Consider the following 19,238-nt stretch of genomic DNA (forward strand, 5'->3'; position numbering starts at 1 on the left):
TCACGCCCTCGCGGATCACCGGCGGGCCCGGTGTCGGCGCTGCGGTCGTGCCGTCCCGTGCGCTCCGGCCACCGCGTCGACGGCGTCGGCGAGGCGGTCCAGCACGGCGGCCGCCTGTTCGTCGGTGATCGTCAGGGGCGGCGACAGCCGTACGCCCCTCCCGTGCCGGCCACCGGGACCGACGATGAGGCCGCGTGTCAGGCAGGCGCTCTGCAGCGCGGCCGCGAGCTGGGAGGTGTGCCGCGTCGTCCGGCCTTCGGCACCATCCTCCCCCCGGCCCCCGAGGTCCGTGGGCGCCTCTCGCGGCTCGCCCGCCCCCTCGGCGTCCACCAGCTCCACACCGATCAGCAGCCCTCTCCCCCGCACGCGCCGCACGATCGGGAACTCCTCGGCCAGCGGCAGCAGTCGGTCGAGCATGCGGGCGCCGAGGTGGGCGGCCCGCTCGGCGAGACCGTTCTCGCGAACGTGGGCCAGGGTCGCCGTACCGGCGGCCATGCCGAGTTGGTTGCCGCGGAAGGGGGCGGTGTGGGGGGCCGGATGCCCGCCGTCGATGTCCTCGCGGTGGACGATCACCGCGAGGGGCAGGCTGCCGCCGAGGCCCGGGGGAAGGACCATCACGTCGGGGGTCACGCCGCTGTGCTCCACCGCCCAGAGGGCGCCGGTCCGTCCGACGCCGGTGTGCGTCTCGTCGACGACGAGGGGGACGGAGCGGTCGGCGGTGAGCCGGCGCATGCGCCGCAGCCAGGCGTCGGGCACGGGGAGTACGCCGTCCTGCCCCTGGACGGGTTCGACGATCATCCCCGCGGGGAGCCCGGAGTCGGGCCCCTGGGCGTCCAGCAAGGACCCGGCCCAGTCGGCGGCGAGGTCGGATTCCCGCTCGCCGTCGAGGCCGTGAGGGCAGTGGTGGTCCGGTGCGCCGGCGAGGGAGGCGGCCAGCTGCGAAGCCACGCAGGGGTCGAGCGACCGGAGGGCGGCGCGGCGGTGGGCCTCGGTGAAGGTCACGACTCCGGTGCGTCCGGTCGCTGCCCGCGCCCATCGGCAGGAGGTTTCCAGTGCGTCGCCGGTGGACGGGTCGCAGAACCGCACGTGCGCCCGGTGCGCCAGCCCCGCCGGCAGGGTGCGGTGGAGCTCCGTGAGGAAGGCGTCCGTGACGGGAGTCGCGAGGCCGGGGGCGTTCAGGGGGGCGCCGGAGTCGAGGACCGTGCGGATCGCCTCCAGGACGACCGGGTGGTTGTGGCCGAGGGCGAGCGTCCCCGCGCCGGAGGTGCAGTCCAGGTAGCGCCGGCCGTCCGCGCCCTCGATGGTCAGCCCTCGCGCTCGCACCGGCACCAGGGGCAGGGCGCGGGCGTAGGTGCGGGCGGACTCGCGGCGCCTGGCCCCCTCCTGCGCGTGAACGGCGCCCGGGCTCGCCGCGTCGAAGGCTGCGCCGGGTGTCGGCCCCACCTGCGTACGCACCACGGCGGCCTCCTCGGACGCATGACCCCCACGAGTGGATTCCGGCACGGCTTCCCTGACCTCCCACGGCGCACGGGCACGGGGGATCGCAGACGGACAGCGGGACCCCCACCGCTACCAACCCCCGACCGCGTTCGGGGTTACGGGTTGCTTCAAGATCCTCTCCGTGACGGAACTGTTGCGGTTCCGTCGGACCTCTTCCACAGGCACCGCATAGTGTGTGGTGCCGTCCCGGATGCCGTGAGGCCGGCCCGAACTCCCGGAGAGTGGGCCGGAGATCACGCCCTGGGCGACGGTTCGTCCCAGTTCGTTCACCTCAGGGGGAGTCAGATCATGCGATCCATACGGCAGCCGTCCAGCACCGGCCGAGAGGGGAGGGCACGCCGCAGGAACTCCCCCGTCCTGGCCGCCGTGGCCCTGGCCTCGGCCCTCGCACTGACCGCCACCGCCTGTGACTCCGGCGACACCCAGGCCGGAGACGAGGCCTCGGCCTCCGCGACGGCGTCCGACGACGGCAAGTTCACGCTGCCGGACGACATCCGGGACCGGCTGCGCGAGCACGGGATCGACATCGACAAGTGGAAGAACGGCGCCTGGAAGAACTGGGACCGGGACGACTGGCTGCGCGAGGCCAACGAGTACATCAACCCGATCATCGAGGGCCTGTGGAACCCGGACCGCATGCGCGACGCCGACGAGCCGGAGCAGGGTGTCGGCGAGAGCGACGTCTCCGGTGACCAGGGGGTCACGGACCCGGCGCCCAAGCCGGTCAGGGCGCAGGGCGTTCCCGCGTCGTACCACGCCAACGAACCCACCGCCGGGAAGGTGTTCTTCGACTCCCCCGAGGGCTCGGCGGTCTGCTCGGCGACGGTGGTGGAGGACCCGGCCCACCCGGGCAAGTCCAACCTGGTGTGGACGGCGGGGCACTGTGTGCACGCGGGCAAGAAGGGCGGCTGGTACCGCAACATCGCGTTCGTGCCCTCGTACAACGACGCCGGCAAGCCGGTCGAGGAGCTGGAGAACGCGACCCGCGAGGAAGTGGCCCCGTACGGCGTCTGGTGGGGTGACTGGGCGCAGACCTCGGACCAGTGGATCGAGCAGGGCGGTTCGACGGGCGGCGACGGCGCGCCGTACGACTTCGCGGTGATCCATGTGACGCCCGAGAAGGGCAGTGGCGGCAAGTCGCTGGAGGAGACGGTGGGTTCCGCTCTGCCGGTCGACTTCGAGGCGCCCGCCGTGCCCGACGTCCAGAGCGTGACGGCGATCGGTTACCCGGCCGCGCCGCCCTACGACGGGCAGAAGCTGTACCGGTGCCAGGACCGGCCCGGGCGGCTGTCCATCACCGAGTCGGACCCGACGATGTACCGCATCGGCTGCACCATGACCGGCGGTTCGTCGGGCGGCGGCTGGGTCGCGACGCGGTCGGACGGCAAGCCGGCGCTGGTGTCCAACACCTCGATCGGCCCCGTGACGTCCGGCTGGCTCGCCGGACCGCGCCTGGGCGATGACGCCAAGGGCGTGTACGACTCGGTGAGCAAGAAGTTCGCGGGTCGGTGAGACACGGTCGAGCCCTGCGCCGGGCCAGCGGGCGGGCCGGCACTGCTGCGTCTTGCCCGGTGGTCCGCCCGGGGCGCCGACGGTTCCGCCCGTAGCGCCCGGCACGGCAGGCCGCCCCTGCACCGGCTCCACCGGACGACACCGCGCACACCGGCACCAGCAGGCTCTACGGCGGTCGCCGAGCCGGGCACGGCACACGGGCACCGGACGGACGGCGAAGGCCCGCCCCCGATGACCTCGGGGGCGGGCCTTCGCCATGACCGGGAAGGGTCAGGCGAGCGGTGCCGGGACGTACGGCGCGAGCTCGGCCGCCAGCTCCTCGTGCACCCGCAGCTTGAGCAGGGTGCCCTCCGGGGTGTGCTCCTCGGAGAGGACCTCGCCCTCGTCGTGCGCGCGGGCCACCAGCTTGCCGTGCGTGTACGGCACGAGCGCCTCGATCTCGACCGACGGGCGCGGCAGCTCGGTGTCGATCAGGGCGAGCAGTTCGTCCATGCCCTGGCCGGTGCGGGCCGAGACGGCGATGGACCGCTTCTCGACGCGCAGCAGCCGCTGCAGCGTGAGCGGGTCGGCCGCGTCGGCCTTGTTGATCACGACGATCTCGGGCACGCCGGTGGCGCCGACGTCCCTGATCACCTCGCGCACGGCCGCCAGCTGCTCCTCCGGAGTCGGGTGCGAACCGTCGACCACGTGCAGGATCAGGTCGGACTCGCCGACCTCCTCCATCGTGGAGCGGAACGCCTCGACCAGGTGGTGCGGCAGATGACGGACGAACCCGACCGTGTCGGCCAGCGTGTACAGCCGCCCGCTCGGGGTCTCGGCCCGGCGCACGGTCGGGTCGAGGGTCGCGAACAGGGCGTTCTCGACCAGCACACCCGCGCCCGTGAGGCGGTTGAGCAGCGAGGACTTGCCCGCGTTGGTGTAGCCGGCGATGGCGACCGAGGGCACCTTGTGGCGCTTGCGCTCCTGGCGCTTGATCTCGCGGCCGGTCTTCATCTCCGCGATCTCACGGCGCATCTTCGCCATCTTCTCGCGGATCCGCCGCCGGTCTGTCTCGATCTTGGTCTCACCGGGACCACGGGTGGCGAGGCCGCCGCCCTTGCCGCCGCCCATCTGCCGGGACAGCGACTGGCCCCAGCCTCGCAGCCTCGGCAGCATGTACTGCATCTGCGCGAGCGCCACCTGCGCCTTGCCCTCCCGGGACTTGGCGTGCTGGGCGAAGATGTCCAGGATCAGGGCCGTACGGTCGATGACCTTGACCTTGACGACGTCCTCGAGGTGGATGAGCTGACCCGGGCTGAGCTCACCGTCGCAGATGACGGTGTCCGCGCCCGTCTCGAGGACGATGTCGCGCAGCTCCTCGGCCTTGCCGGAGCCGATGTACGTGGCCGCGTCGGGCTTGTCGCGGCGCTGGACGACACCGTCGAGCACCAGCGCGCCGGCCGTCTCCGCGAGGGCGGCGAGCTCCGCGAGGGAGTTCTCGGCGTCCTGGACGGTTCCCGAGGTCCAGACGCCGACGAGGACGACCCGCTCCAGGCGGAGCTGGCGGTACTCGACCTCGGTGACGTCCTCGAGCTCGGTGGAGAGGCCCACCACGCGGCGCAGGGCCGCGCGCTCGGAGCGGTCGAGCTGGTCGCCGTCCCGCTCTCCGTCGATCTCGTGGCTCCAGGCGACGTCCTCTTCCATCAGGGCATCGGCCCGAAGACCCTCGGGGTGGCTGTGCGCGAAGCGCTTGGTGTCCTGGGAAAAGGAAGAAGAGGAGGTCATTGGATCCTTACGTAGCTGGGAAACCGTCTTCTGCGACGGAGTGCTCTGCGCCCTGCCGTCACTGTCCACAACGCACGGGCGGTCCGGGAGATTCCCGGCGATCCGTGCCGCGCCGACCTGAAGATGGTCGCACGGCACGGGTCGTCTCGTCACCGGGTTATCGAAGGGGACCGAAGGCCCGCCCGGGCGGGTTCCGGGGCCCGGCGGGCTGCGCGGCAGCGACCTGCCCGCCCGGCACGGCGGCCCTCACCGGAGCGACCGCTGCCGCGCGACCGGACGGCCGGTGAGCCGCGGCCGGCACGGCACCCCCGGCCCTCGCGGCACGCCCGGCCGGCACGGCACCTCCGACCGTCGCGGCACGCGCCGCCGTCGCGGCACGCCCCTCCGATTCGGCACGCCCACCCCGCCCGTCCCCTTCGGCCGGTCCCGACCCCCTGGCCGACCCCGACGCCACGGCCGACCCCGGCTTCGCAGCCGGTTCCGGTTTCGTGGGTGACTCCTGCTTCCAGTCCGGGTGCCCCGGCATCGGCGGGGTCTTCTCCCCGTAAAGCCACCCCTGGAAGAAGTCGTCCAGATCGCGTCCGGAGACCTCGGAGGCGAGCCGGACGAAGTCCTCGGTCGTGGCCGTGTCGTCCTGGTGGCGGCCGACCCACTCGCGCTGCAGCCGTTCGAAGGCCGGGCGGCCGATCTCCTGGCGGAGGGCGTACAGGACGAGCGCGGAACCGTCGTAGACGACGGGCCGGAAGATGCCGATCTTGTGGCCCGGCTCCGGTGCCTTGGGGAGGGCGGGCGGTCCGCCCGCGGCGCGCCAGCGGTCGGAGGCGCCGTAGGCCGCCTTCATCCGGTCCCGCATCGGCTTGCCGGCCTTCTCCTCGGCGTACAGCGCCTCGTACCAGGTGGCATGGCCCTCGTTGAGCCACAGGTCGGACCACGTGCGGGGGCCGACGCTGTTGCCGAACCACTGGTGGGCCAGCTCGTGGATCATGATCGACTCGACGTACCACGGGGGGTAGACGGGCTCGGTGAACAGTTCCCGCTCGAAGAGGGAGAGGGTCTGGGTCTCCAGTTCGAAACCGGTGGAGGCATCGGCCATGAGCAGGCCGTACGCCTCGAAGGGGTAGCGGCCGACCTTGCTCTCCATCCACTCGATCTGGGCGGGGGTCTTCTCCAGCCAGGATTCGAGTGCCGCGCGGAACTGCGTGGGAACGACGTCCCGGATCGGCAGGCCGTGCGGGCCGGTGCGGTGGAGCACCGTGGAGCGGCCGATGGAGACCTGCGTGAGCTCGGTGGCCATCGGGTGGTGCGTGCGGTACGTCCACGTGGCGGAGCCGCCCGCCTTGTGCGTGCCGGCGGGCAGGCCGTTGGCGACGGCCGTGTACCCGTCGGGCGCGGTGACGCGGACGGTGAACATGGCCTTGTCGGAGGGGTGGTCGTTGCACGGGAAGACCAGGTGCGCGGCGTCGGCCTGATTGGCCATGGCGAGGCCGTCACCGGTGCGGACCCAGCCGCCCTCGCGTCCGTCGGCGGGCACGGGGTCGCTGGTGTGCCGCACGGTGATCCGCACCCACTCGCCGTCCGACACGGAGTCCTCGGGCGTGATCACCAGGTCCTCGCCCGCGGTGCGGAACTGCGCGGCATCGCCGTCCACCTCGACCGACTCGACGGTGCCGTGGGCGAAGTCCAGGTTGATCCGGTCGAGGTCGGCGGTGGTCCAGGCGTCGATGGTGGTGACGGCGCGCAGCGGTTCGCTGTTGTCACCGGGATAGACGAAGGAGAGGTCGTACGCGGCGACGTCGTAGCCGGGATTGCCCAGGTACGGGAAGAGGCGGTCGCCGATGCCGAGCGGTACGGCGGGTGCGCTCGCGGCGACGAGACAGACGGAGACGGCGCAGGCGAGGAGCGCGGCGGAGGTCCGGCGACGGCGGGTGCGGGTGGCTCCCGCGCGAGGGGGGCGGGGGGCGTGGGGGGTGTGGGGCATGCCCCACCGCTACCAGCGTGCGCGGGCGCGCCGAGGGCGGCGCGCGTCCGCCCCACCCGATCCGGGGACCGGCCCGTGCGCCGGCTGCCGGACCGGGACGGACCGGCCCGCGCCCGAGCCGGCGGCCGGCCCGGCCGGCCGCTTCGGGGCGCGCTCGCACCGGCCCTCGGCCGGCGATGCCGGACGACTCGCTGCCGCGGACCCGCTCAGCCGCCCTGCGTCTGCGGCTGTGCCCGGCTCACGTCGTACACCCCGGCCACATTGCGCATGGCGCGCATCAGGGCGGGCAGGTGGGCCGCGTCGGGGAGGTGCACGGTGTACGTGTGGCGCACCTGCTGCTGGGCCGGAGGCTCGACGGTCGCGGAGACGATCTCGGCGCCTTCGAGCGCCATGGCCTCCGTGAGGTCCGCGAGCAGATGCGGACGGACGAACGATTCAGCGATCAGCGTGACGCGGCACTCGGCGGTCTCGCCCCAGCGCACGCCCACCTCCGCACGCTCGGCGCCTCTCATGCGCGCCACCGCCGCGCACTCCACGCGGTGCACGGTGACCGCGCCCCCGCGTACGGCGAAGCCGGTGATGTCGTCGGGCGGTACGGGCGTACAGCAGCGGGCGAGGCGGACGCTCGCGCCGGACAGATCGGCGAGGACGTCCGCACCTGCGCCCCGACCGGCCTTCGCGCCGTGTTCGGCACCCGCACCGCGCTCACCCGCGACACCTGGGCCGGCCCCGGCGTCGCGGTCCGCCCCTGCGGCCCGCTCGGGACGCCGTCCGAAGTCCCCGCCGCCGTCGGTCGTCCCCGCGGCGGCCTGCCGTGGAGCCGTCCGGTCCCGCGCGGGCCGCGCGTGGCCCTCCTGGGCCTCGGCCTGCGCGGGGTGGGCGGCCAGCCACCGCTGGATGGCGATGCGGGCGGCCGGCGTGTGCGCGTGCTCCAGCCACTCCCGGGAAGGCTCGGACGCCGGGTCCTGGCCCATGAGGAGCTGGACGGTGTCGCCGTCCTTCAACACGGTGCTCAGTGTCGCGAGGCGACCGTTGACGCGGGCGCCGATACAGGCGTGCGCGTCCTCCCCGTACTGCGCGTACGCGGCGTCCACGCAGGTCGCGCCCTCGGGCAGGCCGATCGTGCCGCCGTCGGGGCGGAAGACGGTGATCTCGCGGTCCTGGGCGAGGTCCTCGCGCAGGGTGGACCAGAAGTGGTCGGGGTCGGGGGCCGCCTCCTGCCAGTCGAGGAGCCGGGACAGCCAGCCGGGGCGGGTGGGGTCGACGCGCTCCCCGTCGGCCGGGTCGTCCGGGGCGGGCGCGTACGGGTTGCCGAGGGCGACGACGCCGGCCTCGGCGACCTTGTGCATCTGGTGGGTGCGGATGAGGACTTCGACGACCTGGCCGTCCTCCCGGGCGACGGCGGTGTGCAGCGACTGGTACAGGTTGAACTTCGGTACGGCGATGAAGTCCTTGAACTCCGAGACCACCGGCGTCATGCACGTGTGCAGCTCGCCCAGGACGCCATAACAGTCGGCGTCCTCGTTCACCAGCACCAGCACCCGTCCGAAGTCCGAGCCGCGGAGCTGACCGCGCTTGCGGGAGACCCGGTGCACGGACACGAAGTGGCGCGGGCGGATGAGGACTTCGGCCGTGATGTCCGCCTCGCGCAGCACGCCGCGCACCTCGTCGGCGACCTCCGCGAGCGGGTCGTCCGCCCGGTGGGCGTTGCGGACGATCAGCTCCCTGGTACGCGCGTACTCCTCGGGGTGCAGGATCGCGAAGACCAGGTCCTCCAGTTCGGTCTTGAGGGCCTGGACGCCGAGGCGTTCGGCGAGCGGGATGAGCACGTCACGTGTCACCTTCGCGATGCGCTCCTGTTTCTCGGGGCGCATGACGCCCAGGGTGCGCATGTTGTGCAGCCGGTCGGCCAGTTTGATCGACATGACGCGCACGTCGTTGCCGGTGGCGACGAGCATCTTGCGGAAGGTCTCGGGCTCGGCGGCGGCGCCGTAGTCGACCTTCTCCAGCTTGGTCACGCCGTCGACGAGGTAGCGGACCTCCTCGCCGAACTGGTCGCGGACCTGGTCCAGCGTCACGTCCGTGTCCTCGACGGTGTCGTGGAGCAGCGAGGCGGTCAACGTCGTGGTCTCGGCGCCGAGTTCGGCGAGGATCAGGGTCACCGCGAGGGGGTGCGTGATGTAGGGCTCGCCGCTCTTGCGCATCTGGCCGCGGTGGGAGGACTCGGCCAGGACGTACGCGCGGCGCAGCGGGTCGAGGTCCGCGTCGGGGTGGTGGGCGCGGTGGGCCTCGACGACGTGGCCGATCGCGTCGGGCAGCCGGTCGCGGGCGGCGGAGCCGAGCAGGGCGGCTCTGCCGAGGCGGCGCAGGTCGATCCGGGGGCGGGCCCTTCTGCGCGGCGCTGTCGGCGTCAGCGATCCCGACACCGCGCCCGGCATCGGGCCTGGGGTCACGGAATTCGTGGCCTCCGCACTCATGGGCACCTCCGGCTGCGTCAACCGGCGGACGGGGTGCCCCAGGGCGGACACGGCTCAGGGGGCGGCTTCGGTTCCCCGTCCGGGCCGGTGCTTGATGCTACCGAGCCCACCACGCCCGGCTGGCCGCCTCTCGCCGAGCGTGAAACTGATCACCCATTCGAGGGACGAATGCGAAGTTTGCACCCCTGCGCGACAGGGCTGTACCGCTGCTGTTTCCGCCAATTGGCTTGATCTTTACGGCTCTTTCGGGCCGGGGCGCCGACAGCGGGAGACGGCTTCCCGGGCACTCACGCGCGCGCGGCGGCCTCCAGCCAGTCCGCGTCGATCTCACCCTCGGCCACGATCACGGCCGGGCCCGTCATCTCGATCTCCCCGTCGGGCCGCTCGGTGATCACCAGGGTGCCGCCGGGCACGTCCACGGTGTAGGTCACCGGGGTGCCGGTGACCGTCGGGTCGGCGCCGTCACGGCGGGCGGTGGCCACGGCGACCGCGCACGCGCCCGTGCCGCAGGAGCGTGTCTCGCCGGAGCCGCGCTCGTGCACGCGCAGCGCGACGTGGCGCGGGCCGCGGTCGGCCACGAACTCCACGTTGACGCCGTCCGGGTAGGCCGAGGCCGGGCTGAAGGGCGGCGACGAGTGCAGGTCGCCGGCGTGGGCCAGGTCCTCGACGAAGGCGACCGCGTGCGGGTTGCCCATGTTGACGTTGCGCGCGGGCCAGCTGCGTTCGCCGACGCTCACCGTGACGTCGCCCTCGGGGAGCACCGCCTTGCCCATGCCCACGGTGACGTCACCGTTCTTGGCGAGGTGCACGGTCTTCACGCCCCCGCGCGTGGCCACGGCCAGGTCGCCCTCGGCCACGTGCCCGGCGCGCTGGAGGTAGCGGGCGAACACGCGCACGCCGTTGCCGCACATCTCGGCGACCGAGCCGTCGCCGTTGCGGTAGTCCATGAACCACTCGGCCTCGGCCGCCATGTCCTCGGCCTCGGGATGCGCCGCGGAGCGCACGACGTGCAGCAGTCCGTCACCACCGATGCCCGCGCGACGGTCGCACAGGGCGGCGACGGCGGCCGGGGGGAGGTCGACGGCGTTCTCGGGGTCCGGGACGATCACGAAGTCGTTCTCGGTGCCGTGACCCTTGAGGAAGGCGATCCGCGTGCTCATGTCCTCGATCGTACGGGCTGCCGCACGGACGCGACGGCGCGGGATTCCCGCCCGGCTCGCGCCGCTCTACCGCAGTCGTGCCACGCGCCACACGGCCAGGACGACCACCGCGGCCACCACCACGGCGTACGCGAGGACGACCCGCCAGTCGGGTCTGCGTCCGGAGCCGCGGGCGGGCAGGCCGGGCCAGGTGGAGCCGACGCGGCGGGCGGCCATCATGCCCCAGCCGGCCGCCGTCGAGCAGATCAGCAGCCCGAGCATGGCGATGACGGCGCCGCTGTCGCCGAAGTCGAAGGCGAGCGGGAACGCGAACATCAGGGAGCCGAGCGCCGCCAGGGCCACGATCGGGGCGAGCTGCCAGATGCGCAGGCGGCGCTGCGGGCGCAGTTCGACCTCGACCTCGTCGGCGAACATCTCCTCCGGCTCGGGGCCGTCGTCCGTCACGCCGGGCGTCTCGTCGGGGCCGTCGTCGCTGAGGCGGTCGGTCTCCGGCTCCGGGCCGTCTCCGAGCGCCGCCCCGTCCCGCCCGGCGGTGATGCGGTCGGTGCTTCCTGCGGTGTCGCGAGGGCCGGCCTCCATCGCCACGCGCCCTCCCAACTAGGACTCAACTCGGTCGATCGAAGCTCGATGATGGCACGCCGCCGAAGCCCCGGATGACGGCCTGGGCGTCCCGATGCCATGACGTGATCAGGCTGTAACCGGCCGTTCCACCAAGGACAGTGCGCGCTGCGGAAGCCGGGTGAGGTCCGCCGCCGCCCCACTCAACCAGTGAACCCGGGGATCGCGCCTGAACCATGAATCCTGGCGGCGCGCGAAGCGCTTGGTGGCACGGACGGTCTCGGTCCGTGCTTCCTCCATGGTGCACTCCCCGGCGAGCGCCGAGAGCACCTGCTGGTAGCCGAGCGCGCGCGAGGCGGTACGCCCGTCGCGCAACCCCTGCGCCTCCAGTGCGCGTACCTCCTCGACGAGCCCGGCGTCCCACATCCGGTCGACACGGCGCGCGATGCGCTCGTCCAGCTCGGGCCGGGCCACGTCGACGCCGATCTGCACGGTGTCGTACACCGAGTCGTGGCCGGGGAGGTTGGCGGTGAAGGGCTTGCCGGTGATCTCGATGACCTCCAGGGCCCGGACGATCCGGCGGCCGTTGCTCGGCAGGATCGCCCGGCCGGCCTCGGGGTCGGCGGCGGCCAGCCGGGCGTGCAGCGCCCCGGAGCCGCGCAGCGCGAGCTCCTCCTCCAGCCGGCCCCGGACCTCCGGGTCGGTGCCGGGGAACTCCAGGTTGTCCACGGCCCCGCGCACGTACAGCCCCGAGCCGCCGACCAGGACCGGCCAACGGCCCTGCGCGAGCAGTGCGTCGATCCGCTCCCGGGCCAGACGCTGGTACTCGGCGACGGACGCCGTGACGGTCACGTCCCAGATGTCCAGCAGGTGGTGCGTGACTCCTCCGCGCTCCTCGGGCGTCAGCTTGGCGGTGCCTATGTCCATCCCTCGGTAGAGCTGCATGGAGTCGGCGTTGACGACCTCGCCGCCGAGACGCTGGGCCAGGAAGACGCCCAGATCGGACTTTCCGGCCGCGGTCGGTCCGACGACGGCGATGACGCGGGGGGCGGGGGGTGCGCTGCTCACCCGGACAGTCTCGCAAACCTCGCAGCCGGCTCCCGAACGAGTTACGTGACGCCGCGGTCGCGGGGTCGTTGCCCGTTGCGAGGTTCCTGCCGCCGGATCACGGAGGCGGCGGCCCGGCCCGCACAAACGGACGCACCGGGCAACGCGGGATTTCGCCCGCACGAGTAACGTATGGAGTGGATATGGGCGTGTTTGCACGACTTTTCCGGCGGTCGAAGGCCACGACGGAAGCGCCTGCCGCCGAGGCCGGGGCCGACACCGCGAAGGCCGGGACCGAGGCGGAGGAGGCGGCCGGGGCCGCGGAGACGAAGGACAGGGACACGGAAGCGGCCGCGCAGACGGACGAGCCGGCCGCCGAGGCCACTACCGGGGGCGGTGAGCCGGAAGTCGTCGACATCCCCGAGCAGCAGTCCACCGAGAAGGCGGCCGACAACGAGGCCGGCGAGGGCGCCCGGACGTGACCGCCCCGCGCGAGGGAAGGTGAACCATGGGTCTGCTGGACAACGTGAAGGCCAAACTGGGCCCGGCCAAGGACAAGGTTTCGGACCTCGCGCAGCGGCACGAGGACAAGATCCACCACGGTCTCGACAAGGCCGCCGAGGCCGTCGACAAGAGGACCAAGGGCAAGTACAGCGACCGGATCCAGTCCGGCACGGGCAGGGCCAAGGGTGCCATGGGCCGGCTCGCGCACAAGGACGACGGCACACCGGACACGGGCGGCACGGCACAGGCACCGGGAACGACGCCGACGCCGGGCACCCCTCCGGGGCCGAGCGCGGGAGCCACGCCGGCGGATGCGGGCCGCACCGCCCCACCGCGTGACACGGGCGGCGGTACCCCACCGGACGACGTACCCCCGCCCACATCCTGACGCGCGCACGGCACACGCACGGCACACGGAAGGCATCTCGCCCGGCATCACGTGAGGTGCCTCGCACGGCGCCCCGCGAGGCGCCTCGGACGGCCGCGGAGCACTCCCCCGCTCCCGGCCGTCCGCCGTCCGCCGTCCGCCCGGGCTTCCCCGGCTGCGCGGCAGGGCGCGGAGCACCAGGCCTCGGGGCCGGCTCCCCGCCGGATCAGCTCCCAGGCGGCGGCGTCGGCCCGCCGCGTCGCCACCACCGGCTCGCCGTTGCCGGCTTCCGCTGGCCGACGAGCCCCCGTACCCCGAGCGCCGGGTTCGACTCGTCCGCCGGCGTCAGGTCCTCCCGCGCTTCACGACCAGGTCGCGACCAGGTACCCGACGCCGTAGGGCGCGTCCTCGTACAGCAGTGATCCGCCGAGGCCGGCGTCCTCGGCTGCGCCCGCCAGCACCTGCCAGGGGGCCCGGCCGGACACCTTCAGCTCCTGTGCCAGACCGGTGTCCAGGCTTCTGAGGGCGGCCAGGTCGGCCGCGCCGAGCGCACGGGCCACCCCTGCGTCGAAAGGGGCGGCACGTTCGTCGAGGTAGCCCGGGGCCTTGAGCGTCCGGCACGCGCTGGCGTCACCCATGACCAGCAGTGCGATCCGCCCGGCCCGCGCGGCGACGTCCCGCCCGATCTCGAGGCATCGCCGCGGGGGGAGCTGCTCACCGACGCCCAGTCCTTCGACGGGCGCGTCACGCCACCCGGTCCGCTCCAGCAACCAGGCGGCCACGGTCAGGGAGTACGGCAGCCGCCGCTCCCCCTCCGTGTCCCCGGCCGCTCCCAGCCGGACGTCCACATCGACGCCGAAGCCCCGGAAGGAGCCCGATGTGCCCTCCGCGTACGACTCGGACCCGGCGCCCTCCTGCGGCCCGACGACCACGAGCCGGTCGGGGCGGGCGGCGGCGAGCACGCCCAGCGCGTCCACGCAGGCCGCCCGCGCGGAGTCCAGTTCCGGCGCCGCGCCCGCGGCGACCTCGGGCACGAGCAGGGGCGGGCAGGGGCAGGCAGCGGCGGCGACAAGCATGATCGGCAGGGTAACGCCCGGGGAGCGCCGCCACCGCGGGGCGGCAGCGCTCCCGACGAGGTCAGTCGCAGCCGCAGCCGCTCGCCGCCACGGGCAGCGGCTCGGGAGCACCGATCTTCGGCAGGCCCAGCATCACGCCCACGGGCTTGGACTTCCCGGCCGTGTTCCGCTTCTCCCAGGCGTCGCCCGCACGCGTGCGGCGGACGCCGAGGACCGGGCCCTCGGCGAGGAGGTGGTGCGGGGCGGCGTAGGTGATCTCGACCGTGACGACGTCGCCCGGGCGGACCTCCTCGTCCGGCTTGGTGAAGTGGACCAGCCGGTTGTCGGGGGCGCGGCCGGACAGGCGGTGGGTGCTGTCGTCCTTGCGGCCCTCCCCCTCGGCGACCATCAGTTCCAGCGTGCGGCCGACCTGCTTCTTGTTCTCCTCCCAGGAGATCTCCTCCTGAAGGGCGACCAGGCGCTCGTAGCGCTCCTGGACGACCTTCTTCGGGATCTGGCCGTCCATCTCGGCGGCCGGGGTCCCGGGGCGCTTGGAGTACTGGAAGGTGTAGGCCTGCGCGAAGCGGGCCTCGCGCACCACGTGCAGCGTCTGCTCGAAGTCCTCCTCGGTCTCGCCGGGGAAGCCCACGATGATGTCCGTGCTGATCGCGGCGTGCGGGATGGCGGCGCGGACCTTCTCGATGATCCCGAGGAAGCGCTCCTGGCGGTAGGAGCGGCGCATCGCCTTCAGGACCGGGTCGGAGCCGGACTGCAGGGGCATGTGCAGCTGCGGCATCACGTTCGGTGTCTCGGCCATGGCGGCGATGACGTCGTCGGTGAAGTCGCGCGGGTGCGGGGAGGTGAAGCGCACGCGCTCCAGCCCCTCGATCTTCCCGCAGGCGCGCAGCAGCTTGCTGAAGGCCTCGCGGTCGCCGATGTCCGAGCCGTACGCGTTGACGTTCTGCCCGAGCAGGGTGACCTCGGAGACGCCCTCGGCGACCAGCGCCTCGATCTCGGCGAGGATGTCGCCGGGGCGGCGGTCCTTCTCCTTGCCGCGCAGGGCCGGGACGATGCAGAAGGTGCAGGTGTTGTTGCAGCCGACGGAGATCGACACCCAGGCCGCGTAGGCGCTCTCGCGGCGCGTGGGCAGGGTGGAGGGGAACGCCTCCAGCGACTCGGCGATCTCGACCTGCGCCTCCTCCTGCACGCGGGCGCGCTCCAGCAGGACCGGGAGCTTGCCGATGTTGTGCGTGCCGAAGACGACGTCCACCCAGGGTGCCCGCTTCACGATGGTGTCGCGGTCCTTCTGCGCGAGGCAGCCGCCGACGGCGATCTGCATCCCGGGGCGGGCGGCCTTCTTCGGCGCGAGGTGGCCGAGGTTGCCGTACAGCTTGTTGTCGGCGTTCTCCCGGACCGCGCAGGTGTTGAAGACGACGACGTCGGCCTCGCCGTCGGCACCCTCGGGGGCGCGGACGTAGCCCGCGTCCTCCAGCAGTCCGGACAATCGCTCGGAGTCGTGGACGTTCATCTGGCACCCGTAGGTGCGTACCTCGTACGTGCGCGTGCCGCCCACTGACTGGCTCCGGTCGATGCTGCTCATGGGGACAAGGGTAGGCGCTTCGCGCATGTGGCTCGGCCGCCTGTGGACAACCCCGCCCGGGGCTCACGGCTCGATGAGCCCGGCCCTGATGGCGTACCGGGTCAGCTCCAGGCGGTCGCGCATGCCGAGCTTCTGCAGCAGGTTGGCGCGGTGGCGCTCGACCGTCTTGGCGCTGATGAAGAGCAGTTCGCCGATCTCCTTGGAGGTGTGGCCCTCGGCGACCAGCTTGAGGATCTCCTCCTCGCGTTCGGTGATGGCCCGTTCCGGCACGCCGTCGCCCCGCCGCAGCCGTTCCAGGTAGGAGCGGACGAGGGTCCGCTCGGCGCCCGGGTAGATGAACGGCTCGTCGCGCACGGCCGCCCGGCAGGCCTCGACCAGGTCCCGGTCGGCGACGGACTTGAGGACGTAGCCGCCGGCCCCGGCCCTGAGCGCCTCGAAGAAGTACTCCTCGTTGTCGTACATCGTGAGGATGAGGATGTGCAGGCCGGGCAGCCGGCGGGAGAGTTCGCGGGCCGCCTGGAGGCCCGTCATGCGGGGCATGGCCACGTCCAGGACGGCCAGGTCGACGGGGGTCTCCCGGGCTTTGGCCACGGCCTCCGCCCCGTCACCGGCCTCGGCCACGACCGTGAGGTCCGGTTCGCCGTCGAGGATGAGGCGGACCCCGCGCCGCACCAGGGTGTGGTCGTCGGCGAGCAGGACGCGGATCGGGGTGGACATCAGCGGGGCCCTTCGGTGACGGACATCAACGGAGTCCTGCGGTGAGGGACATCAGCGGGTTTCCTCCGTGACGGGGATGCGCAGCCGCACGTCCGTGCCCCGGCCCGGGGCCGGGTCCAGAGCGAGGGCGGCGCCGATCAGCAGGGCCCGTTCGCGCATGCCGGTGATGCCGGCGCCCTCGGCGGCCCCCTCGAGGCCGGTGCCGTTGTCGCGCACGAGGAGTTCCACACCGCCGGCGACCGGCCGGAGGCGGAGTTCGGCGCGGTCGGCGGCGGCGTGCCGGGCGGTGTTGGTCAGGCTCTCCTGGGCGACCCGGTAGACGACCAGTTCCGCTTCCGGACCGAGGGCGGGCAGGTCGCCGGTGACGTGGTGGCTCACGGTCAGTCCGTGGGTCGTGAACTCCCCGGCCAGCGAGCGCAGGGCACTGGCCAGGCCGAGCTCCTCCAGGACACCGGGGCGCAGCCGGCGTGCGATCCGGCGGATCTCGTCCAGACCGGCCCGGGTCGCCTCCTGCGCCTGGCCGACCTCCTCGCGCAGGTCCTCGGGCGCCCGGTCGGCGACGCGCTTGAGCTGGAGGAGGACGGCGGTGAGCGTCTGCCCGACCTCGTCGTGCAGCTCCCGGGCGATCCGGTGCCGTTCCCGCTCCTGCGCGGACAGGGCCCGGGCGGCGCCCGCGGCGCGCTCGGCCTCCAGCCGGTCGAGCATGGTGTTGTACGTGGTGATCAGGCCGGCCGCCTCCGCCGGGCCGCTGACCACCGGGCGGGATCCCGGACGCAGCAGGTCGGCGGTGGCCATGGCCCGGGCCAGCCGCTGCAGTGGGGCGAGGCCGAAGCGCAGCACCAGCGCGTTGCCGGTGAGCAGCACCACGAGACCGCCGAGCAGGACGAGGGCCTCGCCCGGCAGGACCGGCGTGGACACGGTGACCGGGCCGAGCAGCAGGGCGGTGGCCACGACCAGGCCCGCGGCGTTGAGCGAGAAGATCCGCCAGAACAACGACACGTTCCTGGATCCGCCCCTTCCGGCCCTCGCGTACGACACAGCCCGTCCCAGCCTCTCCGACGACCGGCCGTGGCGTATATCCGTCACGACACCCATGTCGTCACCGTACGGCCGGATGGCAGCATGCGGAGGTGGCCGATCCGATGATCGGCACGGTTCACCGGAGCCCCGGACGGTACGGACGTCGGCTCCGGTCCTCCCGGAGCCGGACACGCATCCGCTCCGAGCCGAACACGACGAACAAGGGGAAGCAACGTGTCAGCTCCGCGCCTGAGGGCGACGCCGCTGCCGGGCATCGGGGTCCAGTACGACCTGGAGACCCGGGAACACCGCCATCTGTCGGTGGTGGCGCACCGCGACGGTACGCGCACGGTGAACGTGTACCGGGCGGACGACCCGGACTCCTGCGCGCACTCCCTGCGGCTGACCGGCTCCGAGGCGGGCTCGCTCATCGACGCGCTCAAGCCGTCCCACCACAGCCCCAGCCTGCTGTACACGACGGACCTGGGACTGGTCGCCGAGCGGATCGAGGTGCCCGCGACCTCGCGCTGGAACGGGCGGGTGCTGGGCGACACGAAGATGCGGACGGAAACCGGCGCGTCGGTCGTGGCGGTGCTGCGGCGGGCGGAGGCCATTCCGTCGCCGGCCCCGGACTTCCGGCTGGCCGGGGGCGACCGGCTGATCGTCGTCGGGACGCGCGAGGGCGTGGACGCGGCCGCGACGATACTCGAGCGGGAGTGAGCCGGTGCACTCCGCGGTCCTGCTGATCGAGTTCGGTTCCATCATCCTCGGCCTCGGCCTGCTCGGCCGGTTCGCCGGCCGTTTCCGGCTGTCGCCCATACCGCTCTACCTCCTGGCCGGTCTGGCGTTCGGCGAGGGGGGTCTGCTGCCGCTGGGGGCGAGCGAGGAGTTCGTCGCCACGGGTGCCGAGATCGGCGTCATCCTGCTGCTGCTGATGCTGGGCCTGGAGTACACGGCGAGCGATCTGGTCTCCAACCTCAAGACGCACTACCCGTCCGGTCTCGTCGACTGCGCGCTCAACGCGCTGCCCGGCGCGGCGGTGGCGCTGCTGCTCGGCTGGGGGCCGGTGGCCGCCGTGGTCCTGGCCGGTGTCACCTGGATCTCGTCGTCCGGCGTGATCGCGAAGGTACTCGGCGACCTGGGCCGGGTCGGCAACCGCGAGACGCCGGTGATCCTCAGTGTGCTGGTCCTGGAGGACCTGGCGATGGCGGTCTACCTGCCGATCGTCACGGCGCTGGTCGCGGGGGCCGGACTGCTGGCCGGCAGCCTGACCCTGGCGATCGCGCTGGGCGCGGCGGGGCTGGTGCTGTTCCTCGCCGTGCGCTACGGCCGGGTCATCTCGCGGTTCGTCTCCAGCGACGACCCGGAGAAGCTGCTGCTGGTCGTGCTGGGCCTGACGATCCTGGTGGCAGGTGTCGCACAGCAGCTGCAGGTGTCGGCCGCCGTGGGAGCCTTCCTGGTCGGCATCGCGCTGTCCGGCGAGGTGGCCGAGGGTGCGCACACCCTGCTGAGCCCCTTGCGCGACCTGTTCGCGGCCGTCTTCTTCGTCTTCTTCGGGCTGCACACCGACCCGTCGAGCATCCCGCCCGTGCTGCTGCCCGCCCTCGGGCTGGCCGTCCTCACGGCCCTGACGAAGATCGCCACCGGCTACTGGGCGGCCCGGCGGGCCGGGATCTCCGTCAAGGGCCGCTGGCGAGCCGGCGGTGCGCTCGTGGCGCGCGGCGAGTTCTCCATCGTCATCGCGGGCCTCGCCGTCGCGGCCGGGGTCGAGCCGTCCCTCGGCCCGCTGGCCACGGCGTACGTCCTCATCCTGGTCGTCCTGGGGCCCCTGACCGCGCGGTACACCGAGCCGGTGGCGTCCTGGTGGGCGCGGCGCCGGGAACCCCGCCGGCCGGAGCCGGCACCTCGGGCGACGGAGGCGGAGGCTCCCGTCGCGGACTGAGGAACGGGGCGGCGCGGTCTCCGGATGACGGTGGTGG

General features: G+C 73.2%; 16 protein-coding genes. 5 read left to right on the forward strand and 11 right to left on the reverse strand.

The window, feature by feature from the left end; genetic code table 11:
* Positions 1-15: 15 nt before the first annotated feature.
* A complete protein-coding gene (locus tag Q5694_RS25515; protein WP_333935685.1) occupies positions 16-1,458 on the reverse strand; it encodes an aminotransferase class III-fold pyridoxal phosphate-dependent enzyme in 1,443 nt (480 codons plus the stop codon).
* A 330-nt stretch (positions 1,459-1,788) separates the two neighbouring features.
* Between Q5694_RS25515 and Q5694_RS25520 the strand changes: the two genes are divergently transcribed.
* Complete coding sequence (locus tag Q5694_RS25520) at positions 1,789-3,012, forward strand: trypsin-like serine peptidase (protein WP_333935686.1); 1,224 nt, start codon at positions 1,789-1,791, stop codon at positions 3,010-3,012.
* Between the two features lie 270 nt (positions 3,013-3,282).
* On the opposite strand, the gene hflX is transcribed toward Q5694_RS25520, so the two are convergent.
* The 6 genes from hflX to miaA all read right to left on the reverse strand — a co-directional run bounded on the left by hflX (position 3,283) and on the right by miaA (position 12,017).
* Positions 3,283-4,776, reverse strand: a complete 1,494-nt coding sequence (gene hflX / locus Q5694_RS25525) for a GTPase HflX (protein WP_333935687.1) — start codon at positions 4,774-4,776, stop codon at positions 3,283-3,285.
* Positions 4,777-4,933: 157 nt separating this feature from the next.
* Positions 4,934-6,754 (reverse strand): M1 family metallopeptidase, encoded by a 1,821-nt coding sequence (locus tag Q5694_RS25530; RefSeq protein ID WP_333935688.1) that lies wholly within the window; start codon positions 6,752-6,754, stop codon positions 4,934-4,936.
* 206 nt (positions 6,755-6,960) lie between these two features.
* Positions 6,961-9,231, reverse strand: a complete 2,271-nt coding sequence (locus Q5694_RS25535; RefSeq protein WP_333935689.1) for a RelA/SpoT family protein — start codon at positions 9,229-9,231, stop codon at positions 6,961-6,963.
* A gap of 287 nt (positions 9,232-9,518) precedes the next feature.
* Positions 9,519-10,391, reverse strand: a complete 873-nt coding sequence (gene dapF, locus Q5694_RS25540) for a diaminopimelate epimerase (RefSeq protein WP_333935690.1) — start codon at positions 10,389-10,391, stop codon at positions 9,519-9,521.
* 66 nt (positions 10,392-10,457) lie between these two features.
* Entirely contained in the window at positions 10,458-10,970 is a 513-nt protein-coding gene (locus tag Q5694_RS25545; RefSeq protein ID WP_333935735.1) for a hypothetical protein, read from the reverse strand.
* Between the two features lie 108 nt (positions 10,971-11,078).
* Complete coding sequence (gene miaA / locus Q5694_RS25550) at positions 11,079-12,017, reverse strand: tRNA (adenosine(37)-N6)-dimethylallyltransferase MiaA (RefSeq protein WP_333935691.1); 939 nt, start codon at positions 12,015-12,017, stop codon at positions 11,079-11,081.
* Positions 12,018-12,199: 182 nt separating this feature from the next.
* Between miaA and Q5694_RS25555 the strand changes: the two genes are divergently transcribed.
* Both Q5694_RS25555 and Q5694_RS25560 read left to right on the forward strand, forming a co-directional pair.
* Positions 12,200-12,478 carry a hypothetical protein gene (locus tag Q5694_RS25555; RefSeq protein WP_333935692.1) on the forward strand — a complete coding sequence of 93 codons (279 nt, stop codon included), beginning with the start codon at positions 12,200-12,202 and terminating at the stop codon, positions 12,476-12,478.
* Positions 12,479-12,504: 26 nt separating this feature from the next.
* The gene (locus Q5694_RS25560; RefSeq protein WP_333935693.1) at positions 12,505-12,888 is read left to right on the forward strand and encodes an antitoxin; all 384 of its coding nucleotides are present in this window, start codon (positions 12,505-12,507) and stop codon (positions 12,886-12,888) included.
* 341 nt (positions 12,889-13,229) lie between these two features.
* On the opposite strand, the gene Q5694_RS25565 is transcribed toward Q5694_RS25560, so the two are convergent.
* The 4 genes from Q5694_RS25565 to Q5694_RS25580 form a co-directional block, all read right to left on the reverse strand.
* Complete coding sequence (locus Q5694_RS25565; RefSeq protein WP_333935694.1) at positions 13,230-13,943, reverse strand: class III extradiol dioxygenase subunit B-like domain-containing protein; 714 nt, start codon at positions 13,941-13,943, stop codon at positions 13,230-13,232.
* Between the two features lie 61 nt (positions 13,944-14,004).
* On the reverse strand, positions 14,005-15,522 hold the full coding sequence (miaB, locus tag Q5694_RS25570; protein WP_333935695.1) for a tRNA (N6-isopentenyl adenosine(37)-C2)-methylthiotransferase MiaB: 1,518 nt from the start codon (positions 15,520-15,522) through the stop codon (positions 14,005-14,007).
* Between the two features lie 63 nt (positions 15,523-15,585).
* Positions 15,586-16,239, reverse strand: coding sequence for a response regulator transcription factor (locus Q5694_RS25575; RefSeq protein ID WP_333935697.1), 654 nt, complete (start codon positions 16,237-16,239; stop codon positions 15,586-15,588).
* 51 nt (positions 16,240-16,290) lie between these two features.
* Entirely contained in the window at positions 16,291-17,334 is a 1,044-nt protein-coding gene (locus tag Q5694_RS25580) for a sensor histidine kinase (protein ID WP_443040936.1), read from the reverse strand.
* A gap of 159 nt (positions 17,335-17,493) precedes the next feature.
* Here Q5694_RS25580 and Q5694_RS25585 point away from each other — a divergent pair, with 159 nt between their 5' ends.
* Together Q5694_RS25585 and Q5694_RS25590 are read left to right on the forward strand one after the other, a co-directional pair.
* Positions 17,494-17,979 (forward strand): cation:proton antiporter regulatory subunit, encoded by a 486-nt coding sequence (locus tag Q5694_RS25585; protein ID WP_333935699.1) that lies wholly within the window; start codon positions 17,494-17,496, stop codon positions 17,977-17,979.
* Between the two features lie 4 nt (positions 17,980-17,983).
* Positions 17,984-19,201, forward strand: a complete 1,218-nt coding sequence (locus Q5694_RS25590; protein ID WP_333935700.1) for a cation:proton antiporter — start codon at positions 17,984-17,986, stop codon at positions 19,199-19,201.
* The last annotated feature ends 37 nt before the right edge of the window (positions 19,202-19,238 follow it).

The organism is Streptomyces sp. AHA2, assembly GCF_036857595.1.
GTDB lineage: Bacteria > Actinomycetota > Actinomycetes > Streptomycetales > Streptomycetaceae > Streptomyces.

Coding starts and splice junctions, on each gene's coding strand:
- Q5694_RS25520 (WP_333935686.1), top strand. CDS start 1,789: ATGCGATCCATACGGCAGCCGTCCAGCACCGGCCGAGAGGGGAGGGCA.
- hflX (WP_333935687.1), bottom strand. CDS start 4,776: ATGACCTCCTCTTCTTCCTTTTCCCAGGACACCAAGCGCTTCGCGCAC.
- Q5694_RS25530 (WP_333935688.1), bottom strand. CDS start 6,754: ATGCCCCACACCCCCCACGCCCCCCGCCCCCCTCGCGCGGGAGCCACC.
- Q5694_RS25535 (WP_333935689.1), bottom strand. CDS start 9,231: ATGAGTGCGGAGGCCACGAATTCCGTGACCCCAGGCCCGATGCCGGGC.
- dapF (WP_333935690.1), bottom strand. CDS start 10,391: ATGAGCACGCGGATCGCCTTCCTCAAGGGTCACGGCACCGAGAACGAC.
- Q5694_RS25545 (WP_333935735.1), bottom strand. CDS start 10,970: ATGGAGGCCGGCCCTCGCGACACCGCAGGAAGCACCGACCGCATCACC.
- Q5694_RS25555 (WP_333935692.1), top strand. CDS start 12,200: ATGGGCGTGTTTGCACGACTTTTCCGGCGGTCGAAGGCCACGACGGAA.
- Q5694_RS25560 (WP_333935693.1), top strand. CDS start 12,505: ATGGGTCTGCTGGACAACGTGAAGGCCAAACTGGGCCCGGCCAAGGAC.
- Q5694_RS25565 (WP_333935694.1), bottom strand. CDS start 13,943: ATGCTTGTCGCCGCCGCTGCCTGCCCCTGCCCGCCCCTGCTCGTGCCC.
- miaB (WP_333935695.1), bottom strand. CDS start 15,522: ATGAGCAGCATCGACCGGAGCCAGTCAGTGGGCGGCACGCGCACGTAC.
- Q5694_RS25575 (WP_333935697.1), bottom strand. CDS start 16,239: ATGTCCACCCCGATCCGCGTCCTGCTCGCCGACGACCACACCCTGGTG.
- Q5694_RS25580 (WP_443040936.1), bottom strand. CDS start 17,334: ATGGGTGTCGTGACGGATATACGCCACGGCCGGTCGTCGGAGAGGCTG.